General features: G+C 65.7%; 22 protein-coding genes. 5 read left to right on the plus strand and 17 right to left on the minus strand.

Annotated elements, in window-relative coordinates:
* Window positions 1–10: 10 nt before the first annotated feature.
* Entirely contained in the window at window positions 11–484 is a 474-nt protein-coding gene (locus ACZYSP_RS30985; protein WP_489018289.1) for an SMI1/KNR4 family protein, read from the plus strand.
* Between the two features lie 561 nt (window positions 485–1,045).
* Window positions 1,046–1,516, plus strand: coding sequence for a hypothetical protein (locus ACZYSP_RS30990; RefSeq protein WP_489018291.1), 471 nt, complete (start codon window positions 1,046–1,048; stop codon window positions 1,514–1,516).
* A gap of 62 nt (window positions 1,517–1,578) precedes the next feature.
* Here the strand turns inward: ACZYSP_RS30990 and ACZYSP_RS30995 are convergent, their stop codons facing one another.
* From ACZYSP_RS30995 to fliF, 17 genes are all read right to left on the minus strand, one after another.
* The gene (locus ACZYSP_RS30995) at window positions 1,579–1,893 is read right to left on the minus strand and encodes a hypothetical protein (protein WP_489018293.1); all 315 of its coding nucleotides are present in this window, start codon (window positions 1,891–1,893) and stop codon (window positions 1,579–1,581) included.
* A 344-nt stretch (window positions 1,894–2,237) separates the two neighbouring features.
* Entirely contained in the window at window positions 2,238–3,650 is a 1,413-nt protein-coding gene (locus ACZYSP_RS31000) for an amidase (protein ID WP_489018295.1), read from the minus strand.
* Window positions 3,651–3,664: 14 nt separating this feature from the next.
* Window positions 3,665–4,456, minus strand: a complete 792-nt coding sequence (locus tag ACZYSP_RS31005; RefSeq protein ID WP_489018297.1) for a transporter substrate-binding domain-containing protein — start codon at window positions 4,454–4,456, stop codon at window positions 3,665–3,667.
* Between the two features lie 77 nt (window positions 4,457–4,533).
* Complete coding sequence (locus ACZYSP_RS31010; protein WP_489018299.1) at window positions 4,534–5,217, minus strand: GntR family transcriptional regulator; 684 nt, start codon at window positions 5,215–5,217, stop codon at window positions 4,534–4,536.
* Between the two features lie 118 nt (window positions 5,218–5,335).
* Complete coding sequence (fliR, locus tag ACZYSP_RS31015; protein WP_489018396.1) at window positions 5,336–6,121, minus strand: flagellar biosynthetic protein FliR; 786 nt, start codon at window positions 6,119–6,121, stop codon at window positions 5,336–5,338.
* Window positions 6,122–6,149: 28 nt separating this feature from the next.
* Window positions 6,150–6,419 (minus strand): flagellar biosynthesis protein FliQ, encoded by a 270-nt coding sequence (gene fliQ / locus ACZYSP_RS31020; protein WP_093058547.1) that lies wholly within the window; start codon window positions 6,417–6,419, stop codon window positions 6,150–6,152.
* A gap of 10 nt (window positions 6,420–6,429) precedes the next feature.
* Window positions 6,430–7,191 (minus strand): flagellar type III secretion system pore protein FliP, encoded by a 762-nt coding sequence (fliP, locus tag ACZYSP_RS31025; RefSeq protein ID WP_097198367.1) that lies wholly within the window; start codon window positions 7,189–7,191, stop codon window positions 6,430–6,432.
* Window positions 7,188–7,604 carry a flagellar biosynthetic protein FliO gene (gene fliO / locus ACZYSP_RS31030; RefSeq protein WP_093077289.1) on the minus strand — a complete coding sequence of 139 codons (417 nt, stop codon included), beginning with the start codon at window positions 7,602–7,604 and terminating at the stop codon, window positions 7,188–7,190. The genes fliP and fliO overlap by 4 nt, the downstream gene beginning before the upstream one ends.
* Window positions 7,601–8,053 carry a flagellar motor switch protein FliN gene (fliN, locus tag ACZYSP_RS31035; RefSeq protein WP_093077287.1) on the minus strand — a complete coding sequence of 151 codons (453 nt, stop codon included), beginning with the start codon at window positions 8,051–8,053 and terminating at the stop codon, window positions 7,601–7,603. Before fliN ends, fliO begins: the two co-directional genes overlap by 4 nt.
* Entirely contained in the window at window positions 8,046–9,047 is a 1,002-nt protein-coding gene (gene fliM / locus ACZYSP_RS31040; RefSeq protein ID WP_093058551.1) for a flagellar motor switch protein FliM, read from the minus strand. Before fliM ends, fliN begins: the two co-directional genes overlap by 8 nt.
* Before the next feature lie 27 nt (window positions 9,048–9,074).
* Entirely contained in the window at window positions 9,075–9,587 is a 513-nt protein-coding gene (fliL, locus tag ACZYSP_RS31045; RefSeq protein ID WP_489018303.1) for a flagellar basal body-associated protein FliL, read from the minus strand.
* A gap of 151 nt (window positions 9,588–9,738) precedes the next feature.
* A complete protein-coding gene (locus ACZYSP_RS31050; RefSeq protein WP_489018305.1) occupies window positions 9,739–11,160 on the minus strand; it encodes a flagellar hook-length control protein FliK in 1,422 nt (473 codons plus the stop codon).
* A 42-nt stretch (window positions 11,161–11,202) separates the two neighbouring features.
* The gene (fliJ, locus tag ACZYSP_RS31055) at window positions 11,203–11,658 is read right to left on the minus strand and encodes a flagellar export protein FliJ (protein WP_093058554.1); all 456 of its coding nucleotides are present in this window, start codon (window positions 11,656–11,658) and stop codon (window positions 11,203–11,205) included.
* Entirely contained in the window at window positions 11,655–13,118 is a 1,464-nt protein-coding gene (gene fliI, locus ACZYSP_RS31060) for a flagellar protein export ATPase FliI (protein ID WP_093058555.1), read from the minus strand. The genes fliJ and fliI overlap by 4 nt, the downstream gene beginning before the upstream one ends.
* Window positions 13,119–13,123: 5 nt before the next feature.
* Window positions 13,124–13,918, minus strand: coding sequence for a flagellar assembly protein FliH (fliH, locus tag ACZYSP_RS31065; RefSeq protein ID WP_489018307.1), 795 nt, complete (start codon window positions 13,916–13,918; stop codon window positions 13,124–13,126).
* Complete coding sequence (gene fliG, locus ACZYSP_RS31070) at window positions 13,905–14,903, minus strand: flagellar motor switch protein FliG (RefSeq protein ID WP_093058557.1); 999 nt, start codon at window positions 14,901–14,903, stop codon at window positions 13,905–13,907. The genes fliH and fliG overlap by 14 nt, the downstream gene beginning before the upstream one ends.
* On the minus strand, window positions 14,896–16,632 hold the full coding sequence (gene fliF / locus ACZYSP_RS31075; RefSeq protein ID WP_489018310.1) for a flagellar basal-body MS-ring/collar protein FliF: 1,737 nt from the start codon (window positions 16,630–16,632) through the stop codon (window positions 14,896–14,898). Before fliF ends, fliG begins: the two co-directional genes overlap by 8 nt.
* A gap of 285 nt (window positions 16,633–16,917) precedes the next feature.
* On the opposite strand from fliF, the gene fliE reads away from it, so the two are divergent.
* The 3 genes from fliE to ACZYSP_RS31090 all read left to right on the plus strand — a co-directional run bounded on the left by fliE (window position 16,918) and on the right by ACZYSP_RS31090 (window position 19,612).
* Window positions 16,918–17,241, plus strand: a complete 324-nt coding sequence (gene fliE / locus ACZYSP_RS31080; protein ID WP_489018312.1) for a flagellar hook-basal body complex protein FliE — start codon at window positions 16,918–16,920, stop codon at window positions 17,239–17,241.
* Window positions 17,242–17,419: 178 nt separating this feature from the next.
* Window positions 17,420–19,078, plus strand: a complete 1,659-nt coding sequence (locus ACZYSP_RS31085) for a FliC/FljB family flagellin (protein ID WP_093058560.1) — start codon at window positions 17,420–17,422, stop codon at window positions 19,076–19,078.
* Window positions 19,079–19,249: 171 nt separating this feature from the next.
* Window positions 19,250–19,612: a flagellar protein FlaG gene (locus tag ACZYSP_RS31090; RefSeq protein WP_093058561.1), complete on the plus strand. Its 363-nt coding sequence runs from the start codon at window positions 19,250–19,252 to the stop codon at window positions 19,610–19,612.
* Window positions 19,613–19,636: the final 24 nt, after the last annotated feature.

A 19,636-nucleotide genomic window follows, 5' to 3' on the forward strand; every position in this document is an offset into this window, starting at 1 on the left:
GAGTCTGAAAATGAATAGCCAAACTGCAATAAAAAACCTACTCGCCCATTGGAGGGGGCAGCGATCTCTACGGTTGCCTCATGGGATTTCATTGAGAGAGATTGAATTGTTTGAGGATGAAAATAAGGTGCATCTTCCGACTGAATTTTCTGATTATTTGAGATTGGTAGACGGATTTGGTATTGGAGATGCCGAATCTAGTCCTGAAAGCTGCGATGGAGAGGGATTTGAATTCTACGCACTCGCAAAACAAAAAATCATCAATCCTGGATACTTGATTTTTTGTAGCTGGCCATACGGATTAATAGAGTATGCAATATGTTGCGTGAAAAACTCTAGAAAAAATGGGGTCGTGGTGCGAGTGATTGACGATGATGGGGGGTATCTTTTGGCGAACAATTTTTCTGATTTTATTTCCCTGTATTTGAAGGATTTAGTTCATGTGTATTCTTCTGAGGCAGAAATTGTCGTATTCAGAGATTAAAAAATCCGGGGATCGGGGTCCAATTTTTTGGAGTGCGCCATATTTGGCATTAAAGACGGTGTGCTGACCATTCATAATATCGTTGATTACCACAATTGAAGATATATGACTTGGGAGTATCGAGTAATGAGCCGAAACGGAGAGGTCGCTATCTACGAGGTTTACTACCATGAAGACGGTAGAGTAAAGGGGTACAGCGCGGAACCAGCGGTCCCTGCGGGCGAAACCGTTGAAGAGCTACGAGTCAACTGCGATTTGTACCTTGCTGCACTCGGGAAGCCAGTTCTCGAATACAGCAGTTAGCGGGGTTCAAGTTCAAGTCTTGCTCGTTGCCCCTGATCTTCAAAAAACAAAAAAAGCCGCCTGCCACTCCTTAGCCGTTAAGGCTGGGGTTGGCGGGCGGCGTTGCTAGGCGTGCAAGTCACAGGGCCAGATGGCTATCTGGCGATGCTGCCTACGCTGCGTGGAGGCTATGGATACGCTGGCATTTGGAGTTGGTATCTTTGGGGTTTCAAAGGGTCTCCCGGATCGATGATCACCCACTCGCCACAGAAGTGACACATGAAGCTGAAAAAGCGCCAAGCTCTCCTGTTGATTGCAGTTCTGATGATCGGGTTCGTGGTTGCGCTCCTTCCTGTATTTCGTGTTGATCCTCACGAGTTGACGCAACCACTTACGATCCTCGGCGCACAAGCGTGGGCGGATGGTGGATCAATTCAGCTTGAAGTTCGCGGAGCAAATGGCAAGAGGCTAGCCATTGAGCGAGTTGGGAGCCTGGAAGTAGAACGCTCACAACAGAAGATGTATTTGGTCAACGCCGTTTTCTGGTTCTTCCCGTGGCGACGGGTTGTGGAAAGGGGCTCTGCTCTTGAAACAGAAACGCACGAGATGCTGGAGACATGGCTCAAAGAGTCTCTACCACCAAAGCAGAGAGAACTATTGAAACGCAACGACCCCCTTGCTTTTCAAGAAACTCCGGGCGAAGTCGTCATGGCATACGACATCGCAACCTGGATCACTGAACGGCATTAGTCGGATGCTCGTTCGATCAGTTTTTTCTCAGCGAAGGTCCTTGCCGTTGATGCTGAATGTGTTCATTGCGAACTTACTTTGCTTAGGGCAACACGCAGCGACTGCATCGTGGTGTCGGCTGCTTCGATCCGCCGCTGCAATTCCTCATTGACCACCCGCACCAGCGCGCTGAGTTCGGTGCGGGTCGGATAAACCTCTTCCGTATCGTTCACACCTTGCGGGACGAGGAGTTTTTCAAGACACGCATAGGCACGATGCACAGCGTGAAGGCTGTCGATGTCATCGCACGCCTGCAGCGCAAGCGATTCAACGCTGGCGGCTTCAGAAGATTCGGGAACTGAGGTGACGTGCGCGGACGCGCGGGTGAATCCAGCCATGAATGGCCTCCGAGGGTTTCGGTTTGCTGAAACCGACGCACTCAACGCCAATTGAGGGCGGCGGCTCGACGAGTTGGCGTACCGGGAAACCACTTGCGTGAAACCGGCCGGGCTCGCGCCCGCCCATCGAGCCGCCAAAACTGGAGGCACGAACGACAAAGCCGCAGACCCTGCGGGTGACTGCGGCTTTCGTCGCAGTGATTTCAGCGGGACGCCAATCCCGATCACGCCTGTTTTTGACATGACGGGCGCAGTATAGCCACGCAGACATCTGCGATCGAGAGGAGCGCGATGCCCCTACGGCCCGCAGTTCCAACCCAAATGCCGGGTGGAACCTCCTCATTTCAGTCCGTTGAGTGAAACCCTTCGTCCCACAGCGCAGGCCATGGAAACGCCTCTTCATACTGCATGGCCAATGCCAGCAGTTCGGCATCGTGGCCGGCCGATGCGACCAGCTGGATGCCGGTCGGCAGGCCCTCTGCATGCGCGCTTGGCAATGCAATGGCCGGCAAGCCCGCGGCATTGGCGAAGGCGGTGAAGACGGCATGTCCGCGCGGGCCGACTTCCGTGTCCGCAATCCGCTCTGGGTGGCTCTGTTCACAGGGCCAGGGCAGGGCGGCCGTCGCGGGTGTGAGGATGAAGTCGTAGCGGGCGAAGACGACTTCCATCTGTCGCTCGAGTTCACGCACTTTCGCCAGCACGTCGAACAGGCCGGACGCATCGAGCTTCAGGCCGGCGTCGAAATTCGCCTGCGCGACCGCGCCGCAGCGTGAGAGATCCGGGTGAACGCCCTCGGGCAATCCGAACTCGGGCCATTGCCATGCGCGCTGGAGCATCCAGGCGAGCCCTGCATTGGAAAGCGTCGGCCACAGCGCGTTGATCGCCTCCGACCAGTTCACCTGCTGCTGTGCTTCGTCCACCGCATGCCCCAACGCGGCGAAACCCTCGGCCGCGCGACGCACCGACGCGGCAATGTTGGGGTCGACGGCATGGGTGCCGAAACGGGGCACGAAAAGAATGCGAGACGGCGTGGGCCGGCCGGCCTCCAGGCGCGACCCTGCGATCGCCTCCGTCAGATGCTGTACGTCTTTCACGCAGCGACCGATTCCGCCGGCCACTTCGTAGTCGAGGAATATCTCGGGCAAGCCGCGCTCCCTGCACACGAGGCCGCGCGAAGGCTTGAATCCCACAAGACCGCAATGCGATGCAGGCCGGCGGATGGAGCCGCCGCCATCGGTGGCCAGGGCCAGCGGCCCCAGGCCCGCCGCGACCGCCGCCGCGGCACCGCCCGACGATCCGCCCGGCGTCAGCGCGGTGTTCCAGGGGTTGCGGGTCGTGCCGTGTAGCGCGTTGGAGGTGCAGCCCTGCATCGCGAATTCAGGCAGGTTCGATTTGCCGAACAGCACGGCGCCTGCTGTGCGCAGGCGCGCCACGGGCAGCTCGTCGTGCGATGCGACAAAGCCCTGCAGCAGCTTGCTTCCCCACGACGTGGGAAGACCCGCGACGTGCATGTTGTCCTTGACGCTCATTGGCACGCCGTCGAGCGGGCCCAGCGGCCGGCCGGTGGCCCAGCGTGCCGCGCTGGACGCCGCCGCACGCCGCGCACCTTCCCGGTCGAGTGCCACGAAGGCGTTGAGCGACGGCTCGCAAGCCTCGGTGCGTGCCAGGCACGCCTGCAGCGCGTCGAGGGGCGTGAACAACTGCTTTGCGTACCCGGCGGTCAGCTGCGCCGCACTGAGGCGCCATGGCTCGTTCATGTCGTGGGAGCGCCTTACTGCGGCAAATCGCCGGCGGGGCGGCCCAGCCACTTGACGGCCAGCTTGTCGAGTTCGCCGCTCTTCTTCGCATCGAGCAAGATCTCGTTGACCTTGAGCCGCAGCGCGTCCTCTCCCTTGGCCACGCCGACGAAGTTCGGGGAATCCTTCAGCACGAACTTGAGCTCGCTTCCGAGTTGAGGGTTCTTCGCCATCATGGTGCTCGCCACCTGGGCGCTGGTTGCCACCAGCTGCGTCTGTCCGGCGACAAAGGCCGAGATGGTCGCGTTGTTGTCCTCGAAGCGGCGCAACTCCACGGAGGCCGGCGCCACCTTGGTGAGTTCCGCGTCGTCCACGGAGCCGCGCGTGACGGAGATGGATTTGCCCGCAAGCTCAGCCGGCGCCTTCACGGACAGCGTCTTCGGGCCGAACACGGCGATGAAGAAGGGCGAGTAGGCCACCGTGAAGTCGATGACTTTCTCGCGCTCCGGGTTCTTGCCCAGCGTCGAGATCACGAGGTCGGCCTTCTTGGTCTGCAGATAGGGGATGCGGTTCGCCGTCGAGACCGGAATCAATTCGACCTTGGCACCGAGCTTGCCGGCGATCAGCCGCGCGACTTCGATGTCCAGCCCCTGGGGCGCCATGTCCGGGCCGACCGAGCCGTAGGGCGGAAAGTCGGTGGGAATCGCGATCCGGACCGTCTTGCTCTTCGTGATCGTGTCCAGCGCGTTCTGTGCGTGCGAGGCGCCGGCTGCGAGAAAGGTCAGGGCGACTGCGAGGCCGAGGGAAAGGTGGCGTTTGCTGAACATGGTGGCGTGCTCCAGGGTTGGGATGGGCGTTGAGAAGAAGTCGGCAGGGAAATCGGGGGCGCGTGGCAGGGGATGCTTCACCGGGGCGCAGACACCGGCGTGAGCGCGAGCCGCAGCTCGGCCAACGGGTCGGGCGTCTGGTCTGCGGGCACCCGCAGCTTGAGTTGCCAGGTCGACAGGTGGGTGAAGACGCGCTGTTCGGCCAGGGCCATGTCGCCGGCTTCCAGCGCCTCGACGATGGCGCTGTGCTCGCTGAAGGAGTGCGCAGCCTCGTCTTCCGACTGGTAGCGCAAGGCGATCAGCATCGTGCGTGCGGTGAGGTCGCGAACCGTGGCCGCGAGCACGCTGTTTCCCAGGCATTCGGCCAGGCAGACGTGAAAGTCTCCCAGCAGGAAGCTGCGCGCGCCCACATCGGTGCCTTCGACCGCTTCGCGCTGACGCTTCAGGTGTGTGCGCAGCCGCTGCAGCGCCCTGGAGGCCAGAGGCTTGCTGCACCGGATGAGGCCGGTCTCGATCACGAGGCGCGCGTCGAAAGCGGCCTGGGCTTCCTCCGGCGACAGCTCGACCAGGTACCACCCGCGACGCGCGCTGGCCTTCACCATGCCGCGGACCGACAAGGTGGTGAGCGCCTCGCGCACCACCGCGCGCGGTGCATCGAAGAGGTCGCACAGTTGCTGTTCGCCGAGGCGGGCACCCGGTGCGAGCTTCTTGGCGAGGACGGCCTCGACGATGCGCTCGCTGATGTCGGTGGAAGATGGCATGAATCTGATCAAGCAGATCTCATGCCATCTGATTAATCAGTTTGATGCACCAGTTTGGATCTTCATGCGATCCGGGTCCTTTGCATCACCTTTGAATCACCTTTGAATCACCTTTGAATCAGGGCCGCAGCCCCTGCGTAACCCGCAACATGTTCCCCACAGCCTCCCCAAACCGAGGCTCCAGAAACGCCCCCAGATTCGGCATCAACAACTGCATCATGAAAATCCCCGCCAGCAGCGTCAGCGGAAAGCCCACTGCGAAGATGCTGAACTGCGGCGATGCCCGATTCAGGATGCCCATGGCCAGGTTCAGCGTAAGCAGCGCGGTAATCAGCGGCAGCGCCAGCATCAGCCCGCTGGCAAAGATGTCGCCCCCGGCCAGCACCAGGAACATCCACCCACCAGACGCAAGCGGCGCATCGGCAATCGGCAGTGTTTGAAAGCTCTCAGCCAGCGCATTCACCATCAGCAGATGCCCGTCGAGCGCCAGGAAGATCAGCATCGCCAGCATGTTCAGCAGGCGCGACACCACCATGGTGCTGCCATGGCTCATCGGGTCGAAGAACGATGCGAACGACAAGCCCATCTGCAGGCCGATGTATTCACCCGCGGCCAGCACGGCGGTGAACACCAGCCGCACGGTGAAACCCATGGCCACGCCGATCAGCACCTGCTGCACGATGATCCACACGCCGCCGGCGGACACCACCGGCACCGTGGGCAGCGCCCCGATGGTGGGCGAGATGACGAAGGCCAGCATGGCGGCAATGGCCACCTTCACGGGCCGCGGCACCCACGCTTCGCCGAAGATCGGCGCGGTGCTCACCAGTGCGAGCATGCGCACAAAGGGCCAGAGGAAAGCCACCATCCAGCCCTCGAGCTGGGCCGAGGTGACCGAGATGATCGACGGGGTCACGTCACCTCAAATCACGTCACGCCAGCATTTGCGGAATGCCGGCGAACAGCGCGCGGATGTAGTCGAGCATGCGGTCCAACATCCATGGACCTGCGATCACCAGCGTGGCGAACACGGCCAGCAGCTTGGGAATGAAGGACAGCGTGGCCTCATTGATCTGCGTGGCCGCCTGGAAGATGCTCACTATCAGGCCGATGATCAGCGCCACCAGCAGCAGCGGCGCGCCGATGAGCAGCGAGATTTCCATGGCCCTGTAGCCCATGGTCATGACGGATTCGGGGTTCATCTCTGCGTACCTAGAGGTAGAAGCTTTGCGCGAGCGCGCCTATCAGCAGTTGCCAGCCGTCGGCCAGAACGAAGAGCATCAGCTTGAAGGGCAGCGCGATGGAAGCGGGCGGCACCATCATCATGCCCATGGACATCAGCACGCTGGCCACCACGAGGTCGATGATGAGAAACGGTATGAAGATGGTGAAGCCGATCTGGAACGCGGTCTTCAGCTCGCTGATGACGAAGGAGGGCAGCAGTATGCGCAGCGGCACGTCTTCGGGGCCCTGCATCTCGGGCACCTTGGCGAGCCGGGCGAACAGGGCCAGGTCGTTCTCGCGGGTCTGCTTGAGCATGAAGGTCTTGAAGGGCGCAATGCCGCGCTCCAGCGCGGTGTCGGCGCTGATCTTGTTCTCGGAGAAGGGCTTGTAGGCCTCGTTGTAGGCCTTGTCGAGCACCGGCGACATCACGAAGAAGGTGAGGAAGAGCGACAGCCCCACCAGAATCTGGTTGGGCGGCGAGGTCTGCGTGCCGATGGCGGTGCGCAGCAGGCCCAGCACGATGAGGATGCGCGTGAAGCTGGTCATCGACAGCAGCAGCGCGGGCAGGAAGGTGAGCGAGGTCAGCAGCACCATGGTCTGCACGCTCAGCGACCAGGTCTGGCTGCCGCCGGGGCCGGGCGTGCTGGTGATGCCGGGCAGGCCCTGCGTCCATGCAACGGCGGGCAGCAGCGTGGCGGCGAGCAACAGCAGCGCGGCGCGCATGCCGCGGCGCAATGCGGGGTTCTTCATGGGGCAGGACGATGCGGCTTGCCCGAGAGGGCTTCACGCAGCTTGCGGGCAAAGAGTTCGACAGGTGTGGGTGCGACCGATGGCGACGCGGAGGCTGCAGCAGCCGCATGGGCCTGTGCCGGCAGCGTGTGCAGCGTGTTGACCTGGCTCGGCGTAACGCCCAGCACCAGCCAGGTGTCGCCCACTTCCACCACGACCACGCGCTCGCGCTGGCCGACTGCGGCGCTCGACACCACCTTCACCAGCTGGCCGCTGCCCAGGCGCTGGAGGCCGAAGCGCCGCGCCAGCCAGGCGCACAGAAAAATCAGGCCGACCACCGCCGCCATGCCGAAGCCGGCCTGCAGCAGGCCCGATGCGCCGACGGCGGCCGGAGCCACGTCGTGAACGGGCGTGGGCACGGTGGGAAGGCTCATGCGCGCGCGAGCTTCTGCATGCGCTCGGAGGGCGTGACGATGTCGGTCAGGCGAATGCCGTACTTCTCGTTCACCACAACCACTTCGCCTTGCGCAATGAGGTAGCCGTTGATCAGCACGTCCAGCGGCTGCCCGGCCAGGCCGTCGAGCTCCACCACCGAGCCCTGCGACAGCTGCAGCAGGTTCTTGATGGTGATGCGCGTGCGGCCGATCTCGGCGGTGAGCTGCACCGGCACGTCGAGCACGCGAGCGATATCTACCGGCGTGGTGGACGAGTGCGCGGGGGCCGGCGCGTCCTGGATCTGCTGGAAGACCTGCGCGGTGGCTGGCGCGAATGTGGGTGCGGGGGCGGGTTCGGATGCGGCAGGGGCCGAGGCGGCCGTCTGCTCGGCCAGGGCGCTGGCCCAGTCGTCCGCGTCGCTGCTGCCGGAAGAGGTGTTGTCAGTCATGGTCGTTCTTCAAATCGCTGTCTTGGTGGGAGATCATGTGTTGCACGCGCAGCGCATAGCGCTCGTTGGAGGTGCCGTAGCCGCACTCCATCACCGGCACGCCGCCGACCTTGGCGACGACCGTCTCGGGCAGCTCGATGGGAATCACGTCGCCGATCTGCAGCTTCATCACTTCGCCCAGCGTCGATGGCATGGTCACGAAGTCGGCCACCAGCTCGACGTCGGCGGCCTGCATCTGGCGCGACATCTGCTTGACCCAGCGCTTGTCGACCTCGACCTCGTCCTGTATCGGGTTGGACAGCAGGTCGCGGATCGGCTCGATCATCGAGTAGGGAATGCACACGTGCAGGAAGCCGCCGACGGGGCCGAACTCGATCTGCAGCGTGGTGTTGATCACCACCTCGTTGGGCGCGACGATGTTGGCGAGCTTGCCGTGCATCTCGGCGCGCACGTAGTCGAAGTCGAGCGGAAACACCGGCTGCCATGCGTCGCCATAGCATTGCAGCGACAGGTCGAGCAGGCGCTTGATGATGCGCTGCTCGGTGCGCGTGAAGTCACGGCCTTCCACGCGCACATGGTAGCGGCCGTCGCTGCCGAACAGGTTGTCCACCACGAGGAACACCAGCTTCGGGTCGAACACGAAGAGGGCGGTGCCGCGCAGCGGCTTCATGTGGATCATGTTGATGTTCGCGGGCACCGGCAGGTGCCGCACGAACTCGCCGTACTGCTGGATCTGCACGGGCCCCACCGAGATGTCGGGGCTGCGGCGCATGAAGTTCAGCAGCGCGCCGCGCAGGCCGCGCGCAAAGCGGTCGTTGATGACCTCCAGCGTGTGCATGCGGTTGCGCACCACGCGGTCGGGCGCGCCGAGGTCGTAGGCCGGAAGGCCGTCCTTCGGCGGTGCGGGGGAGGCCGCCTGGTCGAGGTCTCCGCCGGTGACGCCTTGCAGAAGCGCATCGACCTCGTCCTGGGAGAGCACCTGTTCATACGCCATGGATCGCTTGTCCGAAGGAAGAGGTGGTCACTGCACGACGAACGTGTTGAAAGAGACGCTGGAGATGCCCAGTTCGGGCGTGTCCGGGGCCAGCGGGGTGCTCAGCGCCTTGCGGATCTCCTCGGCCAGCTTGGCCTTGTCTTCCGGCGCCACCACCGATTCGGGCGCGCGGTTCGACAGCAGGAGCAGCAGGCGGCTGCGCACCTCGGGCATGAACTCGACGAGCTGCGCCTTGGTCTGCTCGTCGCGCACGCGCACCGCCATGCCGATCTGCAGGAAGCGGCCGCGGCCTTCCGACTGCAGGTTGACGGTGAGCGGCTCGAGCGTCAGGAAGATGGGCTTCTCGGGCGTCGGCGCCTTGGCCGTTTCGGTGGAGGCGGCGCCCATGAAGCGGGGCAGGAAGACATACGCGGCCGCGCCGCCGGCAGCGATCAGGCCGACGGCGATCACGATTCCGATCAGCAGCTTCGAGGAGCGGCGTGGGGCCAGCGTTGCGGAGATGGCCGGTGCGACAATTGCGGCGGGTGATGAGGTAGCCATGGTTAAGCGGTTTTTCTTGTCCGATCTATTCTTTGCGAAGTCCCTCGCGAACGAACGGCCGAACAAGCGCACAAAGGCGTTTCATATCCGTTCATTGCGGGGCGCCGCACAGGGCGCCGTCGCGGGCGGGGGGCGAATGTGTTGCCGGGGCTCAGGCGAAGGTGTCCACCCCGGCTGCGTTGTTGGAAGCACCCGCGCGCACGGCGGCGAGGGGCGCAATTGCCGGGGCGCTTGCCGTGGTGCGGCCTGTGCCGGGGTAAGGGGAGGCCGCCTGCTGCCGCGCGGCGTTCTGCTGCTGTTGCTGGCTTTGCTGCTGTGCAAAGGCGGCGTCGTTGCCGAAGGGCTGGCGGGTTTCCGCGCCGACCGAGGTCTGGCCCAGCGTGATGCCCTGCTCCGACAGCGAAGTGCGCAGCTGTGGCAGCGCGGCCTCGATGGCCTTGCGCACGCTCTCATGGGCCGACACGAACATGGCCTGCGCCTGGTTGTCGCCCATCGACAGCGTCACCTTGAGCGGGCCGAGGCCGGCTGGGTTCAGGTTGAGTTCGGCCGTGTGATTGCCGCTGGTGCTCATGCGCGCCAGTTGCTGGCCGAGAGCCGGCGCCCATTTGTCGCTGCCGACTTCGGGGGCGATGGTGTGCACGGGGGCGCGTGTGGCGGCCGTGTCGTTCGCGCTGTTTGATGAAGCGGTTGCTACAGCGGCGGGCTGCTGGAGCGCGATGGGTGCCACGGGTGGCTGGGCGTCCGTGTCGCTGGCGGTCGCGGCTGCCGCTGCTGCAATGGGCGCGGTCTTGGCTTGTGCGTCGTCGGCCGCTTCGGGTTGCTGCGCGGCGCTGGCCAGTTGCTCGGCGGTGGTGGCGCTCACGGGGGCGCGCGATGCGGCGCCGCGGCCGGTCGCGGCGGTGCCGACCGGCGAACCGGCGGGAGTGGATGCGGGCTTCGCGATGCCGACGGACATGGTCTGTGCCGCGATGGCGGCGCGGGCGAGTTCGTGCAGCGAGGCGGCTGGTGCGGTGTCGGCCTGGAGTTGCGCAGCCTGGGTGGCGGGCAGTGCGGCCGTCGCGGGTTTCGTGGCGGCATCTTTCGAGACCACAGCGGCTTCGGGTGCGGCCGATGCATCGGCGACGGCTGCATCGGCACCAAGCGTCTTTGCGGCAGCGGCCTGCAGGGCCGGGTCCAGCGGAATGTCTGCCGCACCGGCGGGCGCCGTTGCGGCGGTGGCGTCGGCCGCGCCTTCACCTTGCTGCTGTTGAGCAGAGCGCCCCGCGAGCGTCAGCGCATGCAGCGGCGTGTGCGCCGTCCCGAGAAAGGCGAGGTTCGGATCGGCGGGCAGTGCGTCTTCTTTCTTCGTGTCTTCATCCGCGCCGGGCTTGTGCACGGGCTTGCGGTCGATGGCGGCGACATCCTGTGCGCCGTCTTTCGGCGCCGCGTCGCCGTGGCTGCCGTTGCTCGCGCGCGAACGCTCCAGCGCCGCGCCAAAGCTGCGGCCCTGGTCTTCGTCCGCGCCGCGGTTGCGCACGCCGGTCTGCGCGGCAGGCTGGCTGGTGGCGTTCGTCATGACGGGGGGCGTGATCATGAGAGTCATGTCGGTTCCTGCGTGGAGATTCAATCAGTGGACTCAAAGAGTCGGGTGCGAGGCGCGGTCGAAGAACTTGCGCGCCGCGCGCTCGTCGCTGTCGCGCTGCTCGCGCTTGGCCTCGGCCATCATTTCCTGCATGCGCACGCGCTCGGCCAGCGTGTCGAAGGAGCTCAGGCGGCGCTTCTGCTGCTGCCAGTCGGTGCGGCCGGTGTCGAGCCGGGTCTCGGTCTGCGCCGCGATGGCGCGCTGCTGCTCGATGGCGCCGTCCAGCGTGCCCAGAAAGTTGCGGTAGTTGCGCCACTGCGAAGAAGGCAGGCCGTCGCGCATCAACGCGTCGAGCTGGTCGTGATAGTCCTGCCGGTACTGCAGCAGCAGTTCGAGCTTCTGGCTGGCGTTGAGGTGCGCGTTCTGCAGCGCACCCAGGCGCCGTGCGGCGTCGTCGGTCTGCGTGTGCGCCAGGTCGATCAGCATGCCGAGAGGGAGCTTGCGTGTCATTTCGTGAATCTCTGCGGTGTTGTTGTCGTGGATGCGCGCTGCTCGGTCGCGAACAGGCCTTCGAGGTGCCCGATCGACTCGGCGTAGCCCGCGCGTTCGTCCATCGACTGCTGCAGGAAGCCTTCGATGCGCGGGTACATCGCGATCGCCTGGTCGAGCTGCAGGTCGTGGCCGGGCGCATAGGCGCCCACGCTGATCAGGTCGCGGTTGCGCTGGTAGCGCGAGAGCATCTGCTTGAAGCGGCGCACCGAGTCGTACTGCGAAGACGGAATCAAGGCGGTCATGGCGCGGCTGATGGAAGCCTCGATGTCGATGGCGGGGTAGTGCCCGGCCTCGGCCAGCGTGCGCGAGAGCACCACGTGGCCGTCGAGAATCGCGCGCGCCGAGTCGGCAATCGGGTCCTGCTGGTCGTCGCCCTCGGACAGCACCGTGTAGAACGCGGTGATCGAACCGCCGCGCCCCTGCGCATCGCGTGCGCCGTTGCCCGCGCGCTCCACCAGCGCCGGCAGCTTGGCGAACACCGATGGCGGATAGCCCTTGGTGGCAGGCGGCTCGCCCACGGCCAGCGCAATCTCGCGCTGCGCCATCGCGTAGCGGGTGAGCGAGTCCATGATGAGCAGCACGTCCTTGCCGCGGTCGCGGAAGTATTCGGCCAGGCAGGTTGCATACGCCGCGCCCTGCAGGCGCAGCAGCGGCGAGTTGTCGGCGGGCGCGGCCACCACCACCGCGCGGGCCAGGCCTTCTTCGCCCAGCGTGTTCTCGATGAAGTCTTTCACCTCGCGGCCGCGTTCGCCGATCAGGCCGACGACGATGACCTCGGCGCTGGTGTAGCGCGCCATCATGCCCAGCAGCACGCTCTTGCCCACGCCGGAGCCGGCGAACAGGCCCATGCGCTGGCCGCGGCCGACGGTGAGCATCGCGTTGATGGCGCGCACGCCGACGTCGAGTACCGAATCGATGGGCGCGCGCGACAGCGGGTTGACGGGCGGCGTGCTCAGCGGCACCTTGCGCGCGATGTCGAGCGGGCCGAGCCCGTCGAGCGGCCGGCCGGCCGCATCGACCACGCGGCCGAGCATGCCTTCGCCCACGGGCAGGCGCTTGGTGTGGGCGTTGCCGATCATGCCGGCTGCATCGGGCTCCGGCGAGCCGGGCCGCGCGAACACGCGCGCTCCGGGCACGAGGCCCGCCACTTCGGTCTGCGACATCAGGAACAGGCGGTCGCCGGCGAAGCCAACGACCTCGGCTTCGGCGTGGCGCTGCGGATGGCCGGGCGGCAGTTCGATCAGGCAGTCGCTGCCCACGGGCAGTTGCAGGCCCACGGCTTCGAGCACCAGACCGACGGCGCGTGTGAGGCGGCCCGAGGCGATGGTGGTCTCGCAATGCGCGACGTTGGCGCGCGCTTTCTCCAGCGCAGCGCGCACCGATTGCAGATGGGCGTTGGGGGCGGCGGTGGTCTGCATGGGCGTCAGAGCGAGTCGGCCTGCCCGTCGGCATCGCCGTGCAGCGAGGCGGTCACGCGCTTCCAGCGCGTGCCGAGCGTGCCGTCGAGTTCGCCGGTGGCGGACTGCACGCGGCAGCCGCCGCGCGCGATGGTGTCGTCGGCGCGCACCTGCCAGCCGGCGGCTTCGATCTCATTGCCGAGGCTGTTCTTCACCAGTGCCACGTCGTCGGGGTTCAGCAGCAGGCGCGGCTCACCGCGCAGCGCGGGCTCGGTGTTGAGCAGGTCGCGCACCACAGGCAGCACCCATTCGGGCTCGGCCTTCAGCGTGCGGTGCACCACCTGGCGCGCCACTTCGAGCGCGAGCGCGAGCACGGCCTGCGAAAGTTCTTCCTCTGCGCGGCGCAATGCATCGGGCAGCGACTGGGCCAGCGCGCGCAGGCGTTCGGCATGCACGCTGGCGGCCGCGAGGCCGGTGGCCAGCCCTTCGGTGTGTCCGACCTTGCGGCCTTCGGCAAGCCCGGCGACGCGGCCCTCGGCCTCGCCGTCGATGCGGGCTTCCCTGCGGATGCGCGCTATGTCGGCAAGGTCGACCCTGGGGGCGGGCGGAGCAGGTGGCGGGCCGTTGCGCTCCGCGCCCTTGCGGCTGGCGGGTGCCTTGCCGTCGATGGTGCCCATCTCCCAGCGCTCCCAGGCCGAAAGCGTGGGAGTGGGCGAGGGCGCAGGCTTCGGTCCGGCCGCCGCATGGCGCGCGGCGGCATGGATGGCGGCAAGCCGTTCGCGCGACTCGCCGAAGGCGCCGTTGGTGTCAGACGAAGTCATCGGTGCCAGGCGCCGCGATCACGATTTCGCCAGCCTCCGCCAGACGGCGGGCGACTTGCAGGATGGCCTTCTGCTCGGTCTCGACCTGCGACACGCGCACGGGACCGCGCAGCTCCATGTCTTCGCGCAGCGTCTCGGCGGCGCGCTGCGACATGTTGTTGAGGAACTTGTCGCGCAGCTCCATCGGCGCGCCCTTGAGCGCGATGATGAGCGAGTCGGACTCGATGTCCTTGAGCAGGCGCTGGATGCTGCGGTCTTCGAGGCCCAGCAGGTTCTCGAACACGAACATCTCGTCGACGATGCGCTGGGCCAGCGCCTCGTCCTGTTCGCGCACATGGGCGATGGCTTCTTCTTCCACGCCGGTGCTCATCAGGTTGACGATCTCGGCCGCGGTGCGCACACCGCCCAGGCGGCTGCGGCGCACGCCCTGGCCCGCGAGCATCTCGGTGAGCACGTCGGTCAGCTCGTTCAGCGCCGATGGCTGCACGCCGCCGAAGGTGGCCACGCGCATGATCACGTCGTGGCGCAGCCGCGCCGGCAGCTTCTCCAGCACTTCCGATGCCTTCATGCGGTCCAGGTGCACGAGCAGCGTTGCCAGGATCTGCGGATGCTCGTCGCGGATGAGCTCGGCCACTTCGCCGGCCTCGAGTTCGTTGAGCCGTTCGATGCCGCCGTGCGGCTCGTCGGGCTGCAGGATGTCCTCGAGCAGGTTGCTGGCGCGGTCGTCGCCCAGCGCCTTCTTCAGCACGGCGCGGATGTAGCTGGTCGAGCCCAGGTGCAGGGCCGACAGCTGTTCGGTCTCGTGGCGGAATTCGGAGAGCACGGCAGCCAGCTCGTCCTTGGAGACGGAGCTGAGCTTCGACATCGCAAGGCCCAGCGCCTGCACCTCGGAGGTGGGCAGCTGGTGCAGCGCGGCTGCGGCGCGGTCTTCGCCCAGCGCCATCAGAAGAATGGCGCTCTTGCGGGTTCCCATTTCGCTATTCATCGTTGTGCATCCAGTGCTGGATCAGGGTGGCCACCAGCTTCGGGTCCTTGTCGGCGGCCTGGTGGGCGTATTCCATGTCGGCCTTGCGGCGGTTGGCCTCGCGCTCGCGCAGGCTTTCGTCGGGGGAGGGCGCGTTCGGGTCCGGCTCCGCGGCCGGCGCGAACGCGGGGCCGGCGGACGCTGCGGGTGCAGGCGGGGGAGCCAGGTGCCGGCGCATCAGCGGGCGCAGCACGGCGAACCAGGCGAAGAGCGCGAGCAGCCCGTACAGCAGGTACTGGCCCAGCGTCTTGCCGAGCTCGATGTTCTCTCGGTCGCGCCAGAACGGCACCTCGGGCGCGGGGGCGCTGTCGGCGTCGCGGGCGAAGGCGCTGTTGACCACGTTGAGCGAGTCGCCGCGATCCTGGCTGAAGCCCATGGCTTCCTTCGCGAGGTTGCGGATCTGCTCCAGCTCGGCCGGAGTCAGCGCGCGGCTGCTGCTCTTGCCGCTCGCGTCCACCGCATCGCGGTTGTTCACCACCACGGCGACCGACAGGCGCTTCACGCCGCCGGCGGCCTGCTGCACGTGGCGGATGGTGCGGTCGAGCTCGTAGTTGGTGGTGGTGTCCTTGCGCGTGCTGCTCGGGCCGGTGGGGGCGGTGCTGGCCGTGGAGCCTGCCACGCCCGGTGCACCCGGAGCGCCGGGTGTCCCTGGCGCGGGTGGAGTGCCCGGTGCGTTCGGTGCACGCGGGCCGGTGATGGGCGCGGTCGGGTTCACCGGCGGCTGGTTCGACAGCGCGCCCGGCACGCCGCCGGGTTGCCCGCCGCCGTGCTGCGCCGATTCGCTGCTCTGCTGGCTGCGGATGGCGACCTGCGTCGGGTCCTGGTTGGGCTTGTATTTCTCGTCGGTGTGCTCGACCACCGAAAAGTCGATGTCGGCCGCCACTTGCGCGCGCACATTGTTCGCGCCCACGATGGGCTGCAGGATCGCCTCGATGCGGCGGATGTAGCCCTGCTCGATCTCCTGCGCGTACTTGAGCTGGCTCACGTCCAGCCCGCGGTCGCCGCCGCGCGCCGAAGACAGCAGGTTGCCGCGCTGGTCGACCACGGTCACGCTCTTGGCGTCGAGGTCGGGCACGCTGCTGGACACCATGTGCACGATGGCGCTGACCTGGCCTTCGTCGATGCTGCGCCCGCGTGCCAGCGCGAGCACCACCGAGGCCGATGGCTTCTTCTGGTCGCGCACGAAGAGCGAGGGCTTGGGCAGCGCCAGGTGCACGCGGGCCGACTCGATGGCGCCGATGGATTCGATGGAGCGCGCCAGCTCGCCTTCGAGCCCGCGCTGGTAGTTGACCTGCTCGGCGAACTGGCTGGTGCCGAACTTCTGGTTGTCCATCAGTTCGAAGCCGACGCCGCCGGCCTTGGGCAGGCCCTGCGCCGCGAGCTTCAGGCGCGTCTCGGCCACCTTGTCGCCCGCGATCAGGATCGCGCCGCCGCCGTCGGCGAACTTGTAGGGCACGTTCATCTGCTGCAGCGACGCGATGATCGCGCCGCCGTCGCGGTCCGACACGTTGGTGTAGAGCACCTTGTAGTCGGGCCCGCGGCTCCAGAGCATGAACGCAGCCGCGGCGGCCACCAGGGCCGCGCCTCCAATGATCAGCGGCAGCCGGGGCTGCGCGCGCATGCGGTCCAGTAGCGCGGGCTGGCCGTTGCCGGCCGCAGGCAAAGCACCCGCGGGCGCCGCCGTGCTCATGGGTGCACCTTCGTCGTGGCGGTTGCCGTTGCCATGGTGGGAGAGGAGATTCGGTGTAGAGATTTCATTCCGGATGGCCCGTGATGTCGTCCGCGGCCTGTTCGTTTCGCCGACGATTGTCAACAGTCACCCGGAATTCGAATGCCCGAACAGCCGGGGTTTTTGCCCTCAGTTGCGCGCTTGAATCGGGGTCTTCCCTTGATACGCTGCAAGCAGGCAGGAGGGCTTTTGCCCCTCCATGTCAAGTCACGCAGAAGTGTTCAAACAAAGGAAGAGGGATCTCCCATGTCGATCAGTGCCATCGAATCCGTACTGCAGCAGATGCGCGCCACCGCGCTGCACACGGGCATTGCGCCCGCGGCCGCTGCCGGTACGCCGGTCGAAGCCGGCGGTTTCGCAGCCGAGCTCCAGCGCTCGCTTTCCAGCATCAGCGGCGCGCAGCAACAGGCCTATGCGCAGGCCGAGTCGTTCGAACTGGGCAAGCCCGGTGTCGCGCTCAATGACGTGATGGTCGACCTGCAGAAGGCCAACGTCGCCTTCCAGACCGGGCTGCAGGTGCGCAACCGCCTGGTGACCGCCTATCAGGAAGTGATGAACCTGCAGGCCTGAGGGTGCGGGTTGGTGGCATGGGCAGCCTGTGCAACTTTTTTGTACGTTGCCCTAAAGGTTCGTGAGACCCCGCCGATAACCAAGTCAACGATGGCTTGAGTCTCACAGTGGAAGCGGGTCCAGCGTTACGGCCGAAGGCCGGAGTCCACAACCTTTTTTCATCAATCAGGAGTCGAACATGGCGCAAGTCATCAACACGAACAGCCTCTCTCTCATCACGCAGAACAATCTCAACAAGTCGCAGTCGGCGTTGAACAGCGCCATCGAGCGCCTGTCTTCGGGCATGCGCATCAACAGCGCCAAGGATGACGCTGCCGGCCAAGCCATTGCCAACCGCTTCACGGCCAACATCAAGGGCCTGACGCAAGCAACGCGCAACGCCAACGACGGCATCTCGATCGCCCAGACGACCGAAGGCGCGCTGACCGAAGTCAACAACAACCTGCAACGCATCCGCGAACTGTCGGTGCAAGCCGCCACGGGCACGAACTCGGCAAGCGACCTGGACTCGATCCAGTCGGAAATCGGCCAGCGCCTGGACGAAATCAACCGCGTGTCGGAACAGACCCAGTTCAACGGCGTGAAGGTCCTGTCGGCTGACGCCGGCAAGCTGACCGTTCAAGTCGGCGCGAACGATGGCGAAACCATCGACATCGACCTGCAAGAAATCAGCGCCAAGACCCTCGGTCTGGACGGCTTCAACGTCAACAACACCGGCTCGAAGAACAAGACCGCCACGGCTTCCGACCTGCTGGTCGCCGGCTTCACCGCGGGTGCCACCACGAACGGCATCACGGCTTACAGCCGCACGCTGACCACGGCCGCCAACGGCGCCACGGCCAACGACGTGCTGGCCAAGATGCAGGACGGCGGCACGGTCACCATGACCGGCGGCGCAACCTACACCTACAGCGCAGCGACCAAGAGCTACACCGCCACGGAAGCTACCCGCAGCCAGGCCAACACGCTCGCTTCGCTGACCCCGCCGGCCGGCACCAGCGTGACCGCCACGGTCAAGCTCGGCAACCGTTCGATGGACGTCAAGATCGACAGCAACGGTGCAATGACCGACGCTGCCGACGGCTCGGCCCTGTACCTCGACGCGTCGAAGAACCTGACCAAGACGGGCGCTGGCGCGACTTCCGCCGCCACGCTGTCGGCAGTGCTCGAGCAAGCCACCGGCATGTCCGCCACCGGCGACTCGATCACCATCGGCGCAACCGGCGCTTCGTACACGGTGGTGACGGCAGCTGCCGGCGCCAGCACCTTCGCGGTTGCCGGCGAGCGCGCCACGGCCGACCAGGTCGCAGCCAAGATCAACGCAGGTGCAGGTTCCATCGACATCGACGGCGCTGGCGCTACCGCGGCCTACGCAGTGGCAGCAGCCGGCGGTGCCGTGACCGGTGCCTACATGGGCGTGAGCGGCCTGACGACGACCGCCGCCGAATCGATCAACCTGAACGCCAACGGCGTGGCGACCGATTCGCAAGGCAGCACCGTGTATGCCGATTCCACCAAGCCCGGCAAGGTGACGACCAACGCAGTGAGCGATGCCAAGTCGACGGTCGACCCGCTGAAGGCACTGGACGCCGCCCTGTCGAAGGTCGACAAGCTGCGCAGCTCGCTGGGTGCGGTGCAGAACCGTTTCGACTCGGTGATCGCCAACCTCGGCACCACGGTGACCAACCTGTCTTCGTCACGTTCGCGCATCGAAGACGCTGACTACGCCGTTGAAGTGTCGAACATGACGCGCGCCCAGATCCTGCAACAGGCAGGTACCTCGGTGCTGTCGCAAGCCAACCAGACCACGCAAGGCGTGCTGTCGCTCCTGCGTTGATCGACAAGGCCTAGTTAGTCAGAAGCAAAGGAATGCCGGGCCTCTCCCGCAAGGGTGGAGTCCGGCTGGCGCAGGTCCCCGGAGCAAGCCGGGACCACTTGCGCTGCCCTCTGCGGCCATGCCCCAAGGGTGAGGCCCCAGAGGACAGCGAACCAGCAAGACAAGGTGGAAATGATGTTGAACCCCGTGCCGGCTACCCCCGTGATGGAGAACCAGTGGACGCAGCTGCTCGTCGGCGGCGCCGCGGCCGTGCGGGGCCTGGTGGCCGGTGCGAAGGGCGACGCTGCGGCCGACGCGAAGGACGACGCCACGCCGGTGCAGGTCGAGCAGGCGGTGCACCAGGTGAACGAAGCCTTCGCGCTGCGCGAGGTCGGCCTGCAGTTCGAGGTCGACAAGGACACAGACAAAGTCATCGTCAAGGTGGTGGACCGCGCCAGCGGCGAGGTCATCCGCCAGATTCCCAATGAAGACGTCGTGCGCATCGCGAAGCTGATGAGCGACGGCAACGGCCTGCTGGTGGACCACGCGGCCTGAGACCGCACCAGATTCTTCATTCGT

This window comes from Variovorax sp. F042 (assembly GCF_057814215.1).